Consider the following 22099-nt stretch of genomic DNA (forward strand, 5'->3'; position numbering starts at 1 on the left):
CGCGAGGAAGCCGCTGAGAACCCGCCGGTGGTCGGCTTGCTCAAGCTGATCACTGCTCAGCGGCTCCGCCGCTGACAAGACACGACACCACCCATGCCGAACGGGCCTCTAGGGAGACCAGAATGGCCGACTCCAAGAACGAGTACGTCGAAGCGCTCCGAAGGTCGCTGAAGGAGATCGAGCGGCTGCGCGAGCAGAACCAGCGCCTGGTGTCCGCGGCGGCGGAGCCGATCGCCGTCGTCGGCATCGGCTGCCGGTTCCCCGGCGGAGTCGCCACTCCGGAGCAGCTGTGGGACCTGGTCGTCGAGGGCCGCGACGCGGTGGGCGGCTTCCCCACCGACCGCGAGTGGGACCTGGAGCGGCTTCGCGGCGAGGGCGACGGGTCGAGCCTGGCCCAAGAAGGCGCGTTCCTCGACGGCATGGCCGATTTCGACGCCGAGTTCTTCGGCATCGCCCCCCGCGAGGCGGTCGCGATGGACCCGCAGCAGCGCCTGCTGCTGCGGACCGCGTGGGAGGCGATGGAGCGGGCGGGCATCGACCCGGCCTCGCTGCGCGGCTCGCAGACCGGCGTGTTCATGGGCACCACCGGCCAGGACTACGGCAAGGTCCTGGACGGCTGCGCCGAGGACGTGGAGGTGTACGCGAACACCGGGCACGCGGCGTGCGTGCTGTCGGGACGGCTGTCCTACCTGTTCGGGCTCGAAGGTCCCGCGATCACCGTGGACACCGGGTGTTCGTCCTCGCTGGTGGCGCTGCACCAGGCGGTGCAGGCGCTGCGCGGCGGGGAGTGCTCGCTGGCGCTGACCGGTGGTGCCTCGGTGATGGCCACACCGGGGCCGTTCGTGTCGTTCACCGCCCAGCACGGCTTGGCCGCCGACGGCCGGTGCAAGCCGTTCGCGGACGCCGCCGACGGCACCGGCTGGGGCGAGGGTTCCGGGGTGCTGGTGCTGGAGCGGCTGTCGGACGCGCAGCGCAACGGGCATCCGGTGCTGGCGGTGGTGCGCGGTTCGGCGATCAACCAGGACGGTGCTTCCAACGGCCTGACCGCGCCGAACGGGCCGTCGCAGCAACGAGTCATCCGCGCCGCGCTGGGCAACGCGCACCTCGAACCGTCCGATGTGGACGCCGTGGAGGCGCACGGCACGGGAACCACGCTGGGCGACCCGATCGAGGCGCAGGCGCTGCTCGCGACCTACGGCAAGGACCGCGAGGGTCCGCTGTGGCTGGGGTCGATCAAGTCGAACATCGGCCACACCCAAGCCGCCGCCGGGATCGCCGGTGTGATCAAGATGGTGCTGGCGATGCGGCACGGCGTGCTGCCGCGCAGCCTGCACGTGGACGCGCCTTCGTCCAATGTGGACTGGGGTGCGGGTTCGGTGGAACTGCTAGCGCAACAGCGCGACTGGCCGGAGCGCGACCGCCCGCGCCGCGCCGGAGTGTCGTCGTTCGGCATCAGCGGCACCAACGCCCACGTGATCGTCGAACAGGCTCCGGCCGAGGTGGCGGCACCGCGCGAGACGCACGTGGTGCCCGAGGTCGTGGCGCTGCCGGTGTCCGCGCGCGGCCCCGAAGCGCTCACCGAGCAGGTGCGACGACTCGGTGCGCACCTGGCCGAGCACCCCGCGACTCCGCTCACCGACGTCGCGCTGACCCTCGCCGAGTCGCGGTCGACGTTCGAGCACCGCTCGGTGCTGCTGGCCGGTGCCGACGGGCTCACCGAACTCGCAAGCGGCCTGGCGCCCGAGCAGTGCCCGTCGGCGTTCGTGTTCTCCGGTCAGGGATCGCAGCGCCTGCGGATGGGCCGCGCGCTGCACGGGCGCTTCACGGCGTTCGCCACGGCGTTGGACGCGGTGTGCGCGGAGCTCGACCCGCACCTGAACCGGCCGCTGCGCGAAGTGATGTGGGGCGACGACGAGGACGCCCTCAACCGCACCGAATTCGCCCAACCCGCCCTGTTCGCCGTGGAGGTCGCGCTGTACCGGCTCGTCGAGAGCTGGGGGATGCGCCCGGACTACCTCGCCGGCCACTCCATCGGCGAGATCGCCGCCGCGCACGTCTCCGGTGTCCTGTCGCTGCCGGACGCGGCGAAGCTGGTGGCCGCGCGCGGTCGCCTGATGCAGGCGTTGCCCGCCGGTGGCGCGATGCTCGCGTTGCAGGCCACCGAGCAGGAAGCCGCCGAGTTCACCGGCGACCGGGTCGGCATCGCGGCGATCAACGGGCCGTCCTCGGTGGTGCTCTCCGGCGACGGCGAGCTCATCAACGACATCGCCGAGCGCTGGGAACGCGCGGGCCGCAAGGCGAAGCGGCTCGCGGTGAGCCACGCGTTCCACTCGCCGCTGATGGAGCCGATGCTCGCGGAGTTCCGCGCGGTGGTCTCCGAGCTGGCCTTCGGCGAGCCGCGCATTCCGGTCGTGCCCACAGCGAACTCATCCACTGTGAACAGCACCGACTTCGGTTCCGCCGAGTACTGGGTGCGCCACGTCCGCGAACCGGTGCGCTTCGCCGACGCGGTGACCGCGCTGCGCTCCCACGGCGTGCGCGCCTACCTGGAGCTCGGGCCGGACGGCGTGCTCTCGGCGATGACCCGCGAGAGCCTGCCCGACGCGGTGGCGGTTCCGTTGCTGCGCAGAGCGAAAGGCGACGAGTTCGCCGCGATCTCCGCGCTGGCCGAGGTGCACGTGGCCGGGGTTCCGGTGAACTGGGCCGCGGTCCTGGAGGGCACCGGGGCGCGGTACGTGGACCTGCCGACGTATCCGTTCCAGGACCGCCGGTTCTGGCCTTCGACTTCCCGGACCCGCGGTGGTGACGTGCTCGCCGCGAGTCCGGGAACCCATCCGCTGCTGGGCTCGGGCGTCGAGCTCGCCGGTGGGGATGAGGTGCTGTTCGGCTCGGTGCTGTCGGCGGCGACTCGCCCGTGGCTGGCCGAGCACGTCGTCGGCGGCCGAATCCTGTTGCCCGGCACGGCTTTCATGGAACTCGCGATCCGCGCCGCCGACGAGACGGGCTGCGACCGCGTGGAGGAGTTGACGCTGGCGGCACCGCTGGTGCTGCCGGCCGACGGCGAGATCCGCACGCAGGTGCGGGTCGCCGCGCCGGACGCGGACGGGCGCCGCTCGATGGAGGTCTTCTCCCGCGCCGAGGAGCTGTCCCCGTGGACGCTGCACGCCACCGGCGTGCTCGGCACCGGCGTCGCCGAAGCCACCGGCCTGACCGCGTGGCCGCCGGACGCCGAACCGGTGGAGCTCGACGGGTTGTACGAGCGGCTCTCCGAGCTCGGTTTCGACTACGGCCCCGCGTTCCGCGGGTTGCGGCGGGTGTGGCGGCGCGAGCAGGAGGTGTTCGCCGAGGTCGCGTTGCCCGACGACGCGGACGCGGCGGAGTTCGGCCTGCACCCCGCGCTGCTGGACGCCGTGCAGCACGCGGCGGCGTTCGCCGACCTCGGCCCCATCAGCCGTGGCGGCCTGCCGTTCGCCTGGGAAGGCGGCGCGTTGCACGCTTCCGGCGCCTCGACCGTGCGCGCGCACCTGGCCCGCGCGGGTGCGGACGCCATGTCGATGGTCCTCGCCGACGCCCAGGGGGCGCCGGTGGCCACGTTCGACTCGTTGCTGGCACGGGAGGTTCCGGCCGAACTCGGCTTCGGGGCCGTCGCCCGCGATGCGCTGTTCCGCCTCGACCGCACCCCGATCCGCACCGGCGAACGACCGGAGCAGGTCGCGGTGCTCGGTTCCGCCGCCGACTTCGGCGCCACCGGGATGGAGATCCGGGAGCTGACGGGCCTGTCCGGCATCGACCCGGTGCCGGAGCGGGTGCTGGTGCCGGTGCGCGGCGACCAGGACGTGGTGCGGTCCGCGCACGAGGTCACGGCCGGGGTGCTCGCGCTGATCCAGGACTGGCTCCGGCAGGACCGCTTCGCGGACTCGCGGCTCGTGTTCGTCACCCCCGAAGCCGACGCGGACCCCGGCGCGGCCGCCGTGCACGGGCTGGTCCGAGTCGCCGAGACGGAGAACCCCGGCCGGTTCGGCCTGATCCACCGCGCCGCCGACGCGAGCCCGCACGCGCTCGCGGCCGCGCTCGCGGCGGACGAGCCCGATGTGCTCGTGCGCGGTGACGAGGTGCTCGCGGCACGGCTGGACCGCGCGAACACCTCGGCGGAACCGGCCTGCTGGGACGTCGAGGGCACGGTGCTCATCACCGGTGGTACCGGCGGACTGGGCGGCGCGCTCGCCGAACATCTGGTGCGGGGCAAGGGAGTCCGGCACCTGCTGCTGCTGAGCCGCCGTGGACTCGACGCCGACGGAGCCCCGGAACTCGCCGCGCGGCTGCGCGAACTCGGCGCCGAAGTCCAGGTCTCCGCCTGCGACGCCGCCGACCGCGAGGCGCTGGCAGCGGCGATCACCGCGATCCCGGCGGCGCACCCGCTGCGGGCCGTGGTGCACACGGCCGGCGTGGTCGACGACGGCGTGGTCGACGCGCTCACCCCGGAACGGCTGGACGCGGTGCTGCGGCCGAAGGTCGACGCCGCCTGGCACCTGCACGAACTCACCCGCGAGCACGATTTGACGGCGTTCGTGCTGTTCTCCTCGGTGGCGGCCGCGTTCGGCAGCGCCGGGCAGGGCAACTACGCGGCGGGCAACGCCTTCCTCGACGGCCTCGCCCGGTACCGCCACGCGGCGGGCCTGCCCGCGACCTCGCTCGCGTGGGGGCCGTGGACCCGTGACGTGGGCATGACCGGCGCGTTGACCGAGGTCGACGTGCAGCGCGTCGCCCGCTCCGGGATGCCGCCGCTGGAACTCGAAGAGGGGCTCGCGCTGTTCGACGCCGCGACCTCCGGTGCCGATCCGGTTCCGCTGCCGGTGCGGCTGGACCTGGCCGGGTTGCGGGCGCAAGGTCAGGTGCCTGCGCTGCTGCGCGGCTTGATCCGGACTCCGGTGCGCCGTGGCGCGGCCCGTTCGGCGGCCGCCGACGGTCTCGCCGCGAGGCTCGGCGGGTTGTCCGGGGAGGAGCGCCGGGAGGCGCTGCTGGAGCTGGTGCGCGGCCGGATCGCCGTGGTGCTGGGTCATTCCGGCGCGTCCTCGGTGCCCGCGACCCGCCAGTTCCAGGACCTCGGCTTCGATTCGCTGACCGCCGTGGAGCTGCGCAACGGCCTCAACGCCGACACCGGGCTGCGGCTGCCCGCGACGCTCGTGTTCGACCATCCGACGCCGACCGCGCTCGCCGAGTACCTGCACGAGGAATTGTTCGGCGGCCAAGCCGACAGCACGGTCGCGGCACCGAAGAAGTCCGATGTGGACGATCCGATCGTGATCGTGGGCATGGCCTGCCGCTACCCGGGCGGGGTTTCCTCGCCGGAGGACCTGTGGCGGCTGGTCGCCGAAGGCGGCGACGGCATCACCGAGTTCCCCGCCGACCGAGGCTGGGACCTGGATCGGCTCTACGACCCGGACCCGGAGACGCCCGGCCGCACTCACGTGCGCCACGGCGGATTCCTGCACGAGGCGGGGGAATTCGACCCGGCGTTCTTCGAGATGAGCCCGCGCGAGGCGTTGGCCACGGACTCGCAGCAGCGGCTGCTGCTGGAAGTCTCCTGGGAGGCACTGGAACGAGCCGGGCTCGACCCGCACGGATTGCGCGGCAGCCCGACCGGCGTGTTCGCCGGGGTGATGTACAACGACTACGGCACTTTGCTGCCCGGCACCGAGTTCGAGCTGTACCGCGGCAACGGCAGCGCTCCCAGCGTCGCCTCCGGGCGGGTGTCTTACACGTTCGGTTTTGAGGGTCCGGCGGTCACGGTGGACACGGCGTGCTCGTCGTCGCTGGTGGCGATGCATTGGGCGGCGCAGGCGCTGCGAGCCGGGGAGTGCTCGCTGGCGCTGGCGGGCGGCGTCACCGTCATGTCGACGCCGAGCACGTTCGTGGACTTCTCGCGGCAGCGGGGGCTCGCGCTCGACGGCCGGTGCAAGGCGTTCTCGGATTCGGCGGATGGTGTGGGCTGGTCCGAGGGTCTCGGGATGCTCGTGCTGGAGCGGCAGTCGGATGCGCGGCGCAACGGGCACGAGATCTTGGCGGTGCTGCGCGGCAGTGCGGTGAACCAGGACGGTGCGTCGAACGGTTTGACGGCGCCGAACGGTCCGTCGCAGCAGCGGGTGATCCGCCAGGCGCTGGCGAGCGGCGGACTGTCCACCGGGGACGTTGACGTGGTGGAGGCGCACGGTACCGGCACGACGCTCGGTGATCCGATCGAGGCGCAGGCGCTGCTGGCGACCTACGGTCAGGACCGGGACACACCGCTGTGGCTGGGTTCGGTGAAGTCGAACATCGGGCACACCCAGGCCGCCGCAGGCGTCGCGGGCGTGATCAAGATGGTGCTGGGCATGTGGCATGGTTCGCTCGCCCGCAGCCTGCACGCCGAAGCACCGTCCTCCCACGTCGACTGGGAGGCCGGAGCCGTCGAGCTGCTCGCCGAACAGCGCGCCTGGCCGGAGCACGACCGCCCGCGCCGGGCCGGGGTGTCCTCGTTCGGCATCAGCGGCACCAACGCGCACGTCATCCTCGAACAGGCCCCCGCACCGGAAATCCCCGATCGCGGCGCGGAAACCGGGGTGCGGCCGTGGGTGTTGTCCGGTCAGAGCCCGCAAGCGCTGCGTGCCCAGGCCGCGCGGCTGCTCGGCCGGGTGCAGGCCGAACCGGCCGCTCCCGCCGACATCGGCTTCTCCCTGGCCACCACTCGTGCCGCCTTCGAGCACCGCGCCGTTCTCGTCGCCGAGGAGCGCGACGACCTGCTGGGCGGGCTCGCCGCGCTCACCACCGGTGAACCGGACCCGCGGGTGGTCGAAGGCTCCGTGGCCGACGGCAGGCTCGGGGTGCTGTTCTCCGGTCAGGGCGCGCAGCGCCTCGGCGCCGGCCGGGAGCTGCACGCCCGCTTCCCGGTGTTCGCCGACGCCCTCGACGCCGCGTTCGACGCGCTGGACGAGCACCTCGACCGCCCGCTGCGCGAAGTGGTGTGGGGTGCGGACGCGGACCTGCTGAACCAGACCGGTTACGCGCAGCCGGCGTTGTTCGCGATCGAGGTCGCGCTGTACCGGCTGGTCGAGTCGTGGGGCGTGCGCCCGGATCACCTCGCCGGACATTCGATCGGCGAGGTCGCCGCCGCGCACGTCGCCGGAGTGCTGACGCTCGCCGACGCGGCGAAGCTCGTGGGTGCCCGCGCCCGGCTCATGCAGGCGCTGCCCACCGGCGGCGCGATGATCGCGGTGCGCGCCACGGAGGACGAAGTTCGCCCGCTGCTCGGCGAGACCGCGGCCATCGCCGCGATCAACGCGCCCGGCTCGGTGGTGCTCTCCGGCGAGCGCGACGCCGTCGAAGCGCTCGCGCGGCGGTTCGCCGACGACGGCCGCAAAACCGGCGAACTGCGCGTGTCGCACGCGTTCCACTCGCCGCTGATGGATCCGATGCTCGACGAGTTCGCCGCCGAACTGGCCGGACTGGAGTTCGCCGCCCCGCGGATCCCGATCATCTCCAACGTCACCGGCGCCGTCGCCGGACCCGAGATCGCCACCCCGGAGCACTGGGTGCGCCACGTCCGAGGCTGCGTGCGGTTCGCCGACGGCGTCCGCGCCATGAGCGACCTCGGCGACCGGACCTTCCTGGAACTGGGGCCGGACTCCGTGCTCACCGCGCTCGCCGCGGAGTCCGCCACCGAGGACACCTCGGCCGTGCCCGCGTTGCGCAAGGACCGCGCGGAGGAGACCGCCCTGCTCGGCGCCCTCGCGCACCTGCACACCCGAGGCGTCCAGCTGGACTGGGCCGCACTGTTCCCCGGCGCCCGCCGAGTGCAGTTGCCCACCTACGCCTTCCAGCACGAACGGTTCTGGCCCAGCCCCGCCACTGAATCAGGTGACGCCCTGGCCATCGGTGTCCGCCCCGCCGCGCACCCGCTGCTCGGCGGCGCCGTGGAGGTCGCCGAATCCGGCGAAACCCTGTTCACCGGCAGGCTTTCCCGGACCGCGCAGCCGTGGCTGGCCGAGCACACCGTGCACGGCGCGGTGCTGCTGCCCGGGACCGCGTTCCTGGAGCTCGTGATCCGCGCGGGCGACGAAGTGGGCTGCGACCGGGTGGACGACCTCACCATCGGGCGTCCGCTGGCACTGCCCGAAACCGGTGCGCTGCAACTGCAAGTCCGGCTCGGTGCCGAACAGGCCGGGAGCCGGATCGCCGAGATCTACGCGCGGCCCGAGGGCGACCCGGAGCAGGCGTGGACGCGCTACGCGGTGGGCACCCTCACCACCGGAAGCGCGGTGGAACCGGAGGGCCTCCCGGAATGGCCGCCCGCCGGGGCGCGACCGGTGGACCTGGACGGCTGCTACGACGCGCTCGCCGACGCCGGGTTCGACTACGGCCCGTCGTTCCGCGGCCTCGCCGCCGTGTGGCGCTCCGGCGACGAGGTGTTCGCCGAGGTGGAGCTGCCGGAACACGTGCAGGCGGGCGACTACGGGCTGCACCCCGCGCTATCCGACGCCGCCCTGCACGCCGTGTCGCAGCTCGCCGGGAACCGGCGCGGACTGCCGTTCACCTGGGACGGCGTGTCGCTGCACGCGGCCGGAGCGACCGCGCTGCGGGTGCGGATCACGCCGACCGAGGCGGACGTGGTGTCGCTGGCGGTCGCGGACGTGACCGGCGCCCCGGTCGCCTCGGTGGCGGCGCTGACCCTGCGCGCCCCGGACGGCACCGCTGAAACCCTTCCCGCGCAACGGGATTCGCTGTTCCGGCTGGAGTGGACCCCGATCCGCTCGACCGAGGGCGGCGTCACCGCCTCGGTCACCGGCCCGGATCCGTTCGGCCTCGCCGATGCGCTGCGCACGGCGGAGATCCCCGCCGGGAACGACGTCGTGCTCGTGCCCGTGCACTCCGGCGCACCCGGACCGGACGCGGCGCACGAAGTGACGCGCGGCGTGCTGCACACCGTGCAGGAGCACCTCGCGTCCGAGCGCACCTCCCGGCTCGTGTTCGTCACCCGCGACGCCACCACCGGCGGCGACCTGGCCGCCGCGGCCGCGTGGGGCCTGGTCCGCAGCGCCGAACGCGAACACCCCGGCCGGTTCGGGCTGCTGGACCTCGACTCGCACGCGCCGGACGCGGAACTGCTCGCGCAGGTCGTGGCCGCTGCCGAACCGCAGCTGCGGTTGCGCGGCGGAGTGCTCGCCGCGGCACGACTGGCCCGGCTGCCCGAACCGGCCGTCACCGGCTGGAACCCGGACGAACTGATCCTCATCACCGGCGGCACCGGCGGCCTCGGCAGCGCCGTGGCGCGGCACCTGGTGCGCGAACGCGGCGTGCGCAGACTGCTGCTGGTCAGCCGCAGCGGCGGCGAATCCGAGGGAGTCGTACCGCTGGTCGCGGAACTGACCGCGATGGACGCCGAAGTGCGGGTGGCGGCCTGCGACGTCGCCGACCGCGAAGCAGTGGCGGACCTGCTGGCCCGCCACGACGTGGGCGCCATCGTGCACACGGCGGGCGTGGTCGACGACGGAGTCGTCGACGCGCTCACCCCGGAACGCCTCGAAGCGGTGCTGCGACCGAAGGTCGACGCCGCCTGGCACCTGCACGAACTCGGCGGTGAGCTGTCCAGGTTCGTGCTGTTCTCCTCGTTGGCGGGCACGTTCGGTTCGCCCGCGCAGGGCAATTACGCCGCCGCGAACGCGTTCCTCGACGGGCTCGCCCAGCACCGGCGCGCGGCGGGCCTGCCCGCGGTGTCGCTGGCCTGGGGGCCGTGGGCGGACACCGGCGGCATGACCGGCGAGCTCACCACCGCCGACCGGGAACGCATGGTGCGTTCCGGCCTGCCGCCGCTGCCGGTGGAGCAGGGACTCGGCCTGTTCGACCTGGCCACCGGCGCGGACGAGGCGGTGGTGATCCCGGCGCGGCTCGACCTGCCCGCGCTGCGGCGCCAGGACGAGGTGCCGAGCGTGCTGCGCGGCCTGATCCGCGCCCGCATCCGCCGCGCCGGCGCCGGAACCGGAGTGTCCCGCGCGCTCGGCGACCGGCTCACCGCGCTGCCCGAGGCCGAACGCGCCACCGCGCTGCTCGACCTGGTGCGCGGCCAGGTCGCGGCGGTGCTGGGGCACTCCGCGGCGAGCACGGTGGAGCCGCGACGCGCCTTCCAGGGACTCGGCTTCGACTCGCTGACCGCCGTCGAACTCCGCAACAAGATCAACGCCGAGACGGGTCTGCGGCTGCCCGCCACCGCCGTGTTCGACCACCCGAACGCGGAAGCGCTGGCCGGATTCGTCGCCGAGGAACTGTTCGGCGCCGTCCCGCAGGCGACCCCGGCGGAGATCCTGCCGCCGGTCGTCGACGACCCGGTGGTCATCGTGGGCATGGCCTGCCGTTATCCGGGCGGGGTCTCTTCGCCGGAGGACCTGTGGCGGCTGGTCGCCGAAGGCGGCGACGCGATCACCGACTTCCCCGCCGACCGCGGCTGGCAGCTCGACGAGCTCTACCACCCGGACCCCGACCACCACGGCACCTCCTACACCCGCCACGGCGGATTCCTGCACGAAGCGGGTGAGTTCGATCCGGCGTTCTTCGGCATGAGCCCGCGCGAGGCGCTGGCCACGGACTCGCAGCAGCGGCTGCTGCTGGAGGTGTCCTGGGAGGCCGTGGAGCGCGCCGGGATCGACCCGGCCGCGTTGCGCGGCAGCGCGACCGGCGTGTTCGCCGGGGTGATGTACAACGACTACGGCTCGCTGCTGGCGGGCACCGAGTTCGAGGGCTACCAGGGCAGCGGCAGCGCGGGCAGCGTCGCCTCCGGCCGGGTGTCCTACACGTTCGGCTTCGAAGGCCCGGCGGTCACCGTGGACACCGCCTGCTCGTCCTCGCTGGTCGGCATGCACCTGGCCGCGCAGGCGCTGCGCGCAGGGGAGTGCTCGCTGGCGCTGGCGGGCGGGGTCACCGTGATGTCCACGCCCAGCACGTTCATCGAGTTCTCCCGGCAGCGCGGCCTGTCCGAGGACGGGCGCTGCCGCTCGTTCTCCGACTCCGCCGACGGCGTCGGCTGGTCCGAGGGCGTGGGCATGCTGGTGCTGGAGCGCATGTCCGACGCGAAGCGCCACGGCCACCGGGTGCTGGCGGTGCTGCGCGGCAGCGCGGTGAACCAGGACGGCGCGTCGAACGGCCTGACGGCGCCGAACGGTCCGTCGCAGCAACGCGTGATCCGCCAGGCGCTCGCCAGCGCCGGACTGTCCACTCAGGACATCGATGCGGTGGAGGCGCACGGCACCGGCACGACGCTGGGCGATCCGATCGAGGCGCAGGCGCTGCTGGCGACCTACGGTCAGGACCGCGAGACGCCGCTGTGGCTCGGCTCGATCAAGTCCAACCTCGGCCACTCGCAGGCCGCGGCCGGAGTCGCCGGCGTGATCAAGATGGTGCAGGCGATCAACCACGGCTCGTTGCCGCCCACGCTGCACGCCGAATCCCCCTCGTCGCACGTGGACTGGGAGGACGGCGCCGTGGAGCTGCTCACCGAGCGGCGGGACTGGCCGGAGCACGACCGCCCGCGCCGGGCCGGGGTGTCCTCGTTCGGCATCAGCGGGACCAACGCGCACGTCATCCTCGAACAGCCGGAACCCGAACCGAAGGCCGAGCGCCGGGAGCACGACGTGGTGCCGTGGGTGCTCTCCGCCCGCACCGAACCCGCCTTGCGCGACCAGGCCGCCCGGCTGGCGGAGCACCTGGAGGTCATCCCGGACGCCGACCCGGCCGACGTCGGATACTCCCTGGCGACCGGACGCTCCGGCTTCGATCACCGCGCCGTCGTGTTCGCCGACGACCCCACGGCGACGCTGGAAGCACTGCGCGCGGTCGCCGAAGGCGACGACGCGGCCGCCGCGCACGGCCACGTCGGCACCGGTGGGCTCGCGTTCCTGTTCGCCGGGCAGGGCTCGCAGCGCCTCGGCATGGGCCGCGACCTGCACGATCGGTTCCCCGCCTTCGCCGAAGCCCTGGACGCCGCGCTCGCGGCGCTGGATCCGCACTTGGCGCGGCCGCTGCGCGAGGTGATGTGGGGCCAGGACGCGGACCTGCTCAACCGCACCGAGTTCGCCCAGCCCGCGTTGTTCGCCGTGGAGGTCGCGCTGTTCCGGCTCGTCGAGTCCTGGGGCGTGCGTCCCGGCTACCTCGCGGGCCACTCCATCGGCGAGATCGCCGCCGCGCACGCCGCCGGGGTGCTGTCCCTGCACGACGCCGCCCGGTTGGTCGCCGCGCGCGGCGGGCTGATGCAGGCGCTGCCCGCCGGTGGCGCCATGAGCGCGCTGCGAGCCACCGAAGCCGAGATCACGAGGCTGGTGGACGGCCGCGACGACGTCGGCATCGCGGCCGTCAACGGCCCCGAGTCGGTGGTCGTGTCCGGCACCGAAGCGGCCGTCGCCGAGATCGAGGGCCACTGCGCCGACGCGCGGCGGCTGCGCGTCTCGCACGCGTTCCACTCGCCGCTGATGGACCCGATCCTCACCGAATTCCGCGCGGTCGCCGAAGAACTCACCTACCACCCCGGCACCATCCCGATCGTGTCCACGGTGACCGGTGAGCAGCAGCGGGACGCGTTGCGCGAACCTGAGTACTGGGTGGATCACGTGCGGCACACGGTGCGGTTCGCCGACGCCGTGCGGGAGCTCGCGACGTTGGGCGCGACGACGTACCTGGACATCGGCCCGGACGGTTCGCTCGCGGCGCTGGCCCAGAACTCCCTGGACGCGGAAGCCGTCGCCATCCCGCTGGCCCGCAAGGACCGCCCGGGGGATCGGGCGGCGCTGACCGCGTTGGCCGGGCTGCACGTGCGCGGCGTCGAACTCGACTGGTCGGCGCTGCTGCCCGGCGCCCGGCAGGTGGACCTGCCGACCTACGCCTTCCAGCACCGCCGGTTCTGGCCGGAGCCCGCCGCCGGCGGTGCCGGGAACGTGCGGGCCGCGGGGCTGACCGCCGCCGGGCATCCGCTGCTGGGCGCGGCGGTGGAACGCGCCGACGAGGACGGATTCCTGTTCACCAGCAGGATCTCCACCCGCACGCATCCGTGGCTGGCCGAGCACGCGGTGCGGGGCGCGGTGATCGTGCCGGGTACCGCGTTCGCCGAGCTGGCGTTGCGCGCCGGGGACGAAGCCGGATGCGACCGCATCGACGAACTCACCCTCGCCGCGCCGCTGGTCCTGCCGGAGCAGGAGGCCGTGCGCGTGCAGGTGTGGGTGGGAGCCGAGGAATCCGGGCGGCGCGGCGTGGAGGTGTACTCCCGGCCGGAGGGCGCGGACGGCCGCGACTGGACCCGGCATGCCGCAGGCGTCCTGACCAGCGGTGCGAGCTCCGCCGAGTTCGACGGCGCGGCGTGGCCACCGGCCGCCGAAGCCGTCGACCTGGTGGGCACCTACGAGCGGCTCGCGGACGCGGGCTTCGTCTACGGCCCGCTGTTCCAAGGTCTGCGCGCGGCGTGGCGATCGGGCGACGAGGTGTTCGCCGAGGTGGAGCTGCCGGCCGAGACCGACGTGGACGGTTTCGGACTGCACCCGGCGCTGCTCGACGCCGGAGTGCAGGCGGCGGCGCTGCTCGGCGGGCTGTCCGAGGGCGCGCTGCCGTTCACCTGGCAGGGCCTGTCGCTGCACGCCACCGGAGCTCGCGCACTGCGCGTGCGGATCGCCCGCAACGGCCCGGACGAGGTGTCGATCGCGGCCACCGACCCGGTGGGTGCGCCGGTCGTGTCGGTGGAGTCGTTGCTGTTGCGCGCGGTGTCGCCGGAGCGGGCGGCCCGCGCGGAGCGAAACTCGCTGTACCGGCTCGACTGGTCGGCGGCCGAGCCCGGTTCGCCTGCCGAGTCCGTGGCGGTGCTCGGTTCCGCCGAGTTCGCCGCCGACTTGCGCGCCGCCGGTGCCTCGGTGTCCGAAGCGCCGGATCTGGCTTCGTTGAGCGAGGTTCCGGAACTCGTGCTGGCCCCGATCAGCGCGGGTTCCGGCGAGGTCGCGGGCGCGGCGCACGAGCTGACCGGCCGAGTGCTGGAACTCGTGCGGCAGTGGCAGCGCGATCCGCGGCCGCACGGTTCGCGCCTGGTGTTCGTGACCCGCCGCGCCGTCGCCCGCGCCGACGAGGACGTGCACGACCTCGCCGCCGCATCGGCGTGGGGGCTCATCCGGGCCGCGCAGGCCGAGAGCCCCGCGACGTTCGGGCTGATCGACGTGGACGACGCGCCGGAATCCCTCAGCGCCGCGACCGAGTGGTCGGCCGAACCGCGAGTCCTCCGCGCCGGAACCCGTTACGCGGCACGCCTCGCACGTGAGTCCACAGTGGATGATCAAGGTGTGCGCTGGGCCGACGCCGGGCGAGTCCTGATCACCGGGGCACCGGCGGGCTCGGCGGCGCCGTGGCGCGGCACCTCGTCGCCGCGCACGACGTGCGAGAGCTGCTGCTGGTCAGCCGCTCCGGATCCGACGCGGCCGGAGCACCCGGTCTCATCGAGGACCTGTCCGCACGGGGCGCCGATGTCCAGGTCGAGGCCTGCGACGTCGCCGACCGGGAAGCGGTCGCGGACCTGCTGTCCCGCCACGAGATCGGGGCAGTGGTGCACACCGCCGGAGTCCTCGACGACGGCGTGCTCGACGCGCTCACCCCGGAACGCTTCGACGCGGTGCTGCGGCCGAAGGTCGACGCGGCGTGGAACCTGCACGAACTGTGCGGGGACGTCGGCGCGTTCGTGCTGTTCTCGTCGCTGGCGGGCACGTTCGGCGCGGCCGGGCAGAGCAACTACGCGGCGGCGAACTCCTTCCTCGACGCGCTCGCCGCCCACCGCCGGGCGGCGGGACTGCCGGGCGTGTCGCTGGCGTGGGGGCCGTGGGTCGAGTCCGGTGGCATGACCGGCACCCTCACCGACGCGGACCGGCGCAGGCTGGCCCGTTCCGGGATGCCGCCGCTGAGCCACGAGCAGGGCCTCGCCCTGTTCGACGCGGCGACGGCGGCCGATCCGGCGGTGCTGTTCCCGGTGCGCTTCGATTTCGCCGTGCTGCGCGGGCAAAGCCGGGTTCCGGAGCTGCTGCGCGGCCTGGTCCGCACCCCAGCGTCCCGTGCCGTCGCCGCCCGCGCCGCCACCGGCGGCCTCGGGCAGCGGCTGGCGGCGCTGGACGCCGCGAAGCGCCACGACCTGGTGCTGGAGCTGGTGCGCGGCCAGGTGGCCGGGGTGCTCGGCCACACCGGCATCGCCGAGGTGGATCCGCAGGTCGCCTTCCAGGACCTCGGGTTCGATTCGCTGACCGCCGTGGAACTGCGCAACCGGCTCAACACCGAGACCGGTCTGCGGCTGCCCGCCACGCTCGTGTTCGACCACCCGACCGCCGAGGCGCTGGCCGCGCACCTGCTCGCCGAGCTGGCAGGGGAGCGGCCGGACGTGGTCGTGCCGCAGCGGATCACGCGTGCCGCCGACGACGATCCGATCGTGATCGTGGGCATGGCCTGCCGCTACCCGGGTGGGGTGGCCTCGCCGGAGGACCTGTGGCGACTGGTCTCCGAGGGTGGTGACGCGATCACCGGCTTCCCGGACAACCGCGGCTGGGACCTGGACGCGCTCTACGACCCGGACCCGGACGCGGCGGGCACGTCGACCACCCGGCGCGGCGGATTCCTGCACGACGCCGCCGAATTCGACCCCGCGTTCTTCGGCATGAGCCCCCGCGAGGCGCTGACCACGGACCCGCAGCAGCGGTTGCTGCTGGAATCCACCTGGGAAGCCATCGAACGCGCGGGCATCGACCCGAGCTCGTTGCGCGGCAGCCCGACCGGCGTGTTCGCCGGGGTGATGTACAACGACTACAGCGACACGCTGATCGGTTCGGAGCACGAAGGTTACCAGGGGCACGGCAGCGCGGGCAGCATCGCCTCCGGGCGGGTGTCTTACACGTTCGGTTTCGAGGGGCCGGCGGTCACGGTGGACACGGCGTGCTCGTCGTCGCTGGTGGCGATGCACTGGGCGGCGCAGGCGCTGCGAGCCGGGGAGTGCTCGCTGGCGGTGGCCGGTGGTGTCACGGTGATGGCGACCCCGGCGGCGTTCGTCGAGTTCTCCCGCCAGCGCGGCATCGCGCCCGACGGCCGGTGCAAGGCGTTCTCGGATTCCGCCGATGGTGTGGGCTGGTCCGAGGGTGTCGGGATGCTCGTGCTGGAGCGGCAGTCGGACGCGGTCCGGGAAGGTCACGAGATCCTCGCGGTGCTGCGCGGCAGTGCGGTGAACCAGGACGGTGCGTCGAACGGTTTGACGGCGCCGAACGGTCCGTCGCAGCAGCGGGTGATCCGCCAGGCGCTCGCGAGCGGCGGACTGTCCACCGAGGACGTTGACGTGGTGGAGGCGCACGGTACGGGAACCCGGCTCGGCGACCCGATCGAAGCGCAGGCGCTGCTGGCGACCTACGGGCAGAACAGGGAGGAACCGCTGCTGCTGGGATCGGTGAAGTCGAACCTCGGCCACACCCAGGCCGCCGCAGGCGTCGCCGGCGTGATCAAGATGGTGCAGGCCATGCGGCACGGCACCGTTCCCCGCACCTTGCACTCCGCCGCACCTTCGTCCGAAGTGGACTGGTCGGCGGGCGCGGTCGCGCTGCTTGCCGAGCCCGCGGCCTGGCCCGAGACCGGCCGTGTGCGCCGAGCCGGGGTGTCCTCGTTCGGCATCAGCGGCACCAACGTGCACACCATCCTGGAACAGGCGCCGGAAACCCCGGTCCGGCGACGGGAAACGCCCTCCGGGATCGTTGCGCTCCCGCTGTCCGCGAAGACGCCCGAGGCAGTGCGCGACCAAGCCGCGCGGCTGGCGGCCCGGATCGAGTCCCAGCCGCTCGCCGACATCGGGTTTTCGCTGGCCGGACGCTCCGATTTCGACCGGAGAGCCGTCGTCCTCGCCGAGGACCCGGCCGACGCCGCCCGGTCGCTGACCGCGCTCGCCTCCGGACTCCCGGACAGCGGCCTGGTCGAAGGCCGGGTCGCCGGTGGTGAGCTCACCGTGCTGTTCACCGGCCAGGGCGCCCAGCGCGCCGGGATGGGACGTGAGCTGCACGCCCGCTTCCCGGTGTTCGCCGAAGCCCTGAACGGCGTCCTCGACGCCCTGGACGAGCACCTGGACCGGCCGCTGCGCGACATCATGTTCGCCGAACCGGACACCGAAGAGGCGGAGCTGCTCGATCAGACCGGTTACGCGCAGTCGGCGTTGTTCGCGATCGAGGTCGCGCTGTACCGGCTGGTCGAGTCGTGGGGTGTGCGCCCGGATCACCTCGCCGGGCATTCGATCGGCGAGGTCACCGCCGCGCACGTCGCCGGAGTGCTCACGCTCGCCGACGCGGCGAAGCTCGTGGCGGCCCGCGGCAGGCTGATGCAGGCCCTGCCCACCGGCGGCGCCATGACCGCGGTACAGGCCACCGAGGACGAAGTGACCCCGTTGCTCACCGGCAGGGAAGCGGAGCTCGGCATCGCCGCCGTCAACGGCCCCGAAGCGGTCGTCCTGTCCGGCACCGCCGCAGCCGTCGAGGACGTGGCATCGCAGTTCCGGGACCTCGGCCGCAAGGTCACCGCGCTGCGCGTCTCGCACGCGTTCCACTCCCCGCTGATGGACCCGATGCTCGAGGAATTCCGCGCCGTGGCGGCGGAACTGACCTACTCGGCGCCGCAGATCCCCATCCTGTCCACCACCACCGGCACCGAACTCGCCGAACCCGACGCCGAGCACTGGGTGGCGCACGTGCGCCACGCCGTCCGCTTCGCCGACGGACTCCGGTCGCTCTCGGAGCGGGGCGCGAACACGTTCCTCGAACTCGGCCCGGACGGAGTGCTCACCGCGCTCGCCCGCGACTGCGTCCCCGAGGATGCCGAGCTGATCCCCTCGCTGCGCAAGGGCCGCGCGGAGGAATCGGCGGCGCTGACCGCGCTGGCCCGGCTGCACGTGCGGGGCGTCCGGCTCGACTGGCGGGCGGTGTTCCCCGGCGCACGCCGCGTCGAGGTGCCCACCTATCCGTTCCAGCGCCAGGAGTTCTGGCCGGCCACCCCGCCCGCGCGGGCGGGCGACGTCACCGCAGCCGGGATGCGCGAAGCCGGGCACCCGCTGCTCGGCGCCGCCGTCGAACTCGCCGACACCGCCGGAACCCTGTTCACCAGCAGGCTCTCCCGCCGCAGCCACCCGTGGCTGGCCGAGCACGCCGTGTCCGGAGCGGTGCTGGTGCCGGGGACGGCGCTGCTGGAACTGGCCTTGCGGGCCGGGGACGAGACGGGCTACGACCGGGTCGACGAACTCACCCTCGCCGCCCCGCTGCCGCTGCCCGAACACGGCGGCGTGCAGGTGCAGGTGTCGGTGGCCGACACCGACGACACCGGGCGGCGCACGCTGACCGTGCACTCCCGGCCGGACGGCGAGCACACCTGGCGGCTGCACGCCACCGGCCTGCTCGGCACCGGCTCCGCACCGGCCGAGGTCGGTGCGTGGCCGCCCGCCGATGCCGAACCCGTGGACGTCGAGGGCTGCTACGAGCACTTCGCCGACCTCGGCTTCGACTACGGCCCGATCTTCCAGGGACTCCGCGCCGCCTGGCGAGCAGGGGACACGACGTTCGCCGAGGTCGCGCTGCCCGCCGACGCGGACGCCGGGGTCTACGGCCTGCACCCGGCGCTGCTCGACTCGGCGCTGCACGCCGCGATGCTCACCGACTCGAGTTCGGACGGCGCGGTCCCGTTCGCCTGGGAAGGCGTGTCGCTGCACGCGACCGGTGCCGCCTCGCTGCGCGTGCGGCTGACCCGCACCGGTGCCGACACCTTGGCACTGGCCGTGGCCGACGGCACGGGGACACCGGTCGCCACCGTGGAGGGCCTGCGCACGCGCGCCGCGCAACCGGCGCAGAGCATCGGCCGGGACGCGCTGTTCCGCCGCGAGTGGGCTCCGCACGCGTCGATCGGCGAGATCGGCGAGGTCCCGGTCCTGGTGGGCGCCGACCCGTTCGGGCTGGCCGACCTGTTCAAGCAGATCGGCCGGGTCGCCGAGGTGCACGCGGACCTCGCGTCGGTGCCGGACTCGGCCGCGACGGTGCTGTGCTCGCTCGACGGCGGGGAGAGCCCGGCGGACGCGCACGAGCTCACGCACCACGTGCTGGGGCTCGCGCAGTCCTGGGCGACGGCCGAACGGGACGCGGCGCTGGTGTTCGTCGTCCGGGAAGGCGACCTCGCCGCGTCCGCCGCCGCCGGACTGGTGCGCACCGCCGTGACCGAGCATCCCGGCCGGTTCGGGCTGGTCGAACTCGGTGCCGGTGAGGTCACCGCCGACGTCCTGCTGCGGGCACTCGCCGTCGGCGAACCGCACGTGTCCGTTGTGGACGATGCCGTGCGCGTCCCGCGCCTGGCGCGGGCGGCTGCGGCGGAGCCCGTCACCTGGGGCGCCGAGGGCACGGTCCTCATCACCGGCGGCACCGGGGGACTGGGCGGCCTGCTCGCCCGTCACCTCGCCGGTCGCGGAGTGCGGCATCTCCTGCTGGTCGGCCGTCGCGGACCCGAGGCCGCCGGAGCCGCCGAACTCGTCGCGGAACTGGGCGAACTCGGCGCCGAGGCGGACGTCGTGGCCTGCGACATCGCCGACCGGGAAGCGCTCGCTGACCTGCTCGATCGGGTTCCCGCCGACCGCCCGCTGCGCGCAGTGCTGCACGCCGCGGGGGTTCTCGACGACGGTGTGCTCGGCTCGCTCGACGTCGAGCGGGTCTCGGCGGTGCTGCGCCCCAAGGTCGACGCCGCCTGGCACCTCCACGAAGCGACCGAGGGCCTGGAGCTCGACGCGTTCGTGCTGTTCTCCTCGGTCGCCGGGCTGTTCGGCGCCGCCGGCCAAGGCAACTACGCGGCCGCGAACTCCTATGTGGACGGACTCGCCCGGTACCGGCGGGAGCACGGGCTGCCCGCGCTGTCGCTGGCGTGGGGAGCGTGGGACACCGGCGGCATGGCGGGCGCGCTCACCGAGCAGGACGCCGAGCGCATCGCCCGATCCGGAATGCCGCCGCTGAGCGAAGAACTGGGCCTCGCCCTGTTCGACGCGGCACTGGACTCCGAGGAGCCGGTGCTCGCACCGGTGCGGCTCGACCTGCCCGCGCTGCGCGCACGGGACGAGCTCGCGCCGCTGCTGCGCGGACTCGTGCGGACCCCCGCCCGCCGGGCGGCGGCCACCGGTGGCGACCTCGCCACCCGGCTCGCCGGACGATCCGGGCCGCAGCGCAGGGAAGCCCTCCTGGAGGTGGTGCGCGGCCAAGCCGCCCAGGTGCTCGGCCACGCCGACACCGGCGGCATCGAACCCGACAGCGAGTTCAACAGCCTCGGCTTCGACTCGCTCACCGCCGTCGAGTACCGCAACCGGATGGGCACCGCGACCGGCCTGCGGCTCCCGGCGACGCTGCTGTTCGACTACCCGACACCGGCGGAACTCGTCGAGCACCTGCTCGCCGAACTCTTCCCGGAGCAGGACGGTCCCGCCGCACTGCTGGCGGAACTGGACCGGCTGCAACGCTCCTTCGAGGGCATGGAGGTCGGCGCGGAGCTGCACGACCAGGTCACCGGCCGCCTTGAAGTGCTGCGCACCAAGTGGAACGCGCTGCGCACCGGGCAGGACGCGGAGGAGGAGTTCAGCTTCGACGAGGCCAGCGACGACGACATGTTCGACATGCTCGACAACGAGCTCGGCCTGTCGTGAAGACCGGCATCCGGAACGGCCAGTGCCCGGCCGTTCCGGATGTCTCCCTCCCGCGCATGACGATGATCAGTGATATCACTCGATCCGATCAGTCCATAGTGGATGATGTGTGATCGTCCGTTCTGCGGCCGGTGTCGGATGGTGCGGTGCCCGAGTAGGCGGCGCAATACCGCGGCGGCGCCGGAAATCGGGCAGCGGTTCCTGTGGATCGGTCGGTGTTTCCGGACCGAACGACCGGTATTCCGGGCCTCTCGCGAGGTACGGTGATCTTCAGCGCGGCGACCGCGCTCGCGCCGGACCGACGTGCTCAGGCGATGTCCTGCCGCCGGATCGGGACGCGGAACCGAGGGCATCCGGACGATCCGCACGGGAGAGCGAACCATGGCGGAAGTGGAACTGGCGGCGGGCACGGTCGAGTACGAGGACACCGGCGGGGACGGGCCGGTGCTCGTGTTCCTGCACGGGCTGGCGATGGACTCCACCGTGTGGCGCAAGGTCGTTCCGGAGTTGGCCGGTGACCACCGCTGCGTGCTGCCGACGTTGCCCCTGGGCGGTCACCGGCGGCCGATGCGGCCCGACGCCGACCTGACGCTGACCGGAATGGCGTCGCTGGTCGAGGAGTTCCTCGCCGCGCTGGATCTGCGCGAAGTGACCTTGGTCGTCAACGACTGGGGCGGGCCGCAACTGCTGATCTCGGACCGGCGTTGCGAGCGCATCGCGCGGGTCGTGCTGACCTCCTGCGAGGCGTTCGACAACTACCCGCCGGGGCTGCCCGGTCGCCTGGTCGAACTCACCGCGAAGGTTCCCGGCGGCCTGCGGCTGATGATGAGCGCGCTGCTGCGCGTGCGGGCGTTGCGCCGCGCACCGGGCGGTTGGGGCTGGATGAGCAAGCGGCCGGTCCCGGACGAGGTCATGGACGGGTGGTTCACGCCCGCCGCGCGGGATTCCGCGATCCGCCGGGACCTCGCGAAGTACGCGGTGTCCACGCCCGGCAAAGCGGAACTGCTCGCGCACGCCGAGCGGATGCGCGGGTTCGACCGCCCGGTGCTGATCGCCTGGGCGAGCGAAGACAAGATCATGCCGCCGGAGCACGCCGACCGGCTCGCCGAACTGTTCACCGACGCGAGGGTCGTGTTGATCCCGGACAGCTACACCCTCATCCCGGAGGACCACCCGGAGCCGCTGGCGGCGTCGATCCGCGAGTTCGTCTCCACCACCGCGTCGTAGCGTTGACGCCGCCGAAGAAAGCTTTTTCCCGGCGCACCAGGGTGAAGAGTGATCCGGCACTTGATTCGGGAGCGAATCGGCGGCCGGAAGCGGGCCGGCGAAACCGATGATCGGGCGGACGCGAACGACGAAAGGCCTGCCGCGAGAAGATCG

General features: G+C 73.4%; 2 protein-coding genes and 1 pseudogene. All 3 read left to right on the top strand.

All coding sequences use genetic code 11. From position 1 onward, the window contains the following. Positions 1-122 precede the first annotated feature (122 nt). Positions 123-14183, top strand: a pseudogene (locus H2Q94_RS08025) (SDR family NAD(P)-dependent oxidoreductase); the annotation flags it as partial. A 215-nt stretch (positions 14184-14398) separates the two neighbouring features. Continuing rightward, entirely contained in the window at positions 14399-20719 is a 6321-nt protein-coding gene (locus H2Q94_RS08030) for a type I polyketide synthase (RefSeq protein WP_243793722.1), read from the top strand. Between the two features lie 381 nt (positions 20720-21100). Then, a complete protein-coding gene (locus tag H2Q94_RS08035; protein WP_243793723.1) occupies positions 21101-21946 on the top strand; it encodes an alpha/beta fold hydrolase in 846 nt (281 codons plus the stop codon). The last annotated feature ends 153 nt before the right edge of the window (positions 21947-22099 follow it).

It is taken from the genome of Saccharopolyspora gloriosae, assembly GCF_022828475.1.
Taxonomy (GTDB): domain Bacteria; phylum Actinomycetota; class Actinomycetes; order Mycobacteriales; family Pseudonocardiaceae; genus Saccharopolyspora_C; species Saccharopolyspora_C gloriosae_A.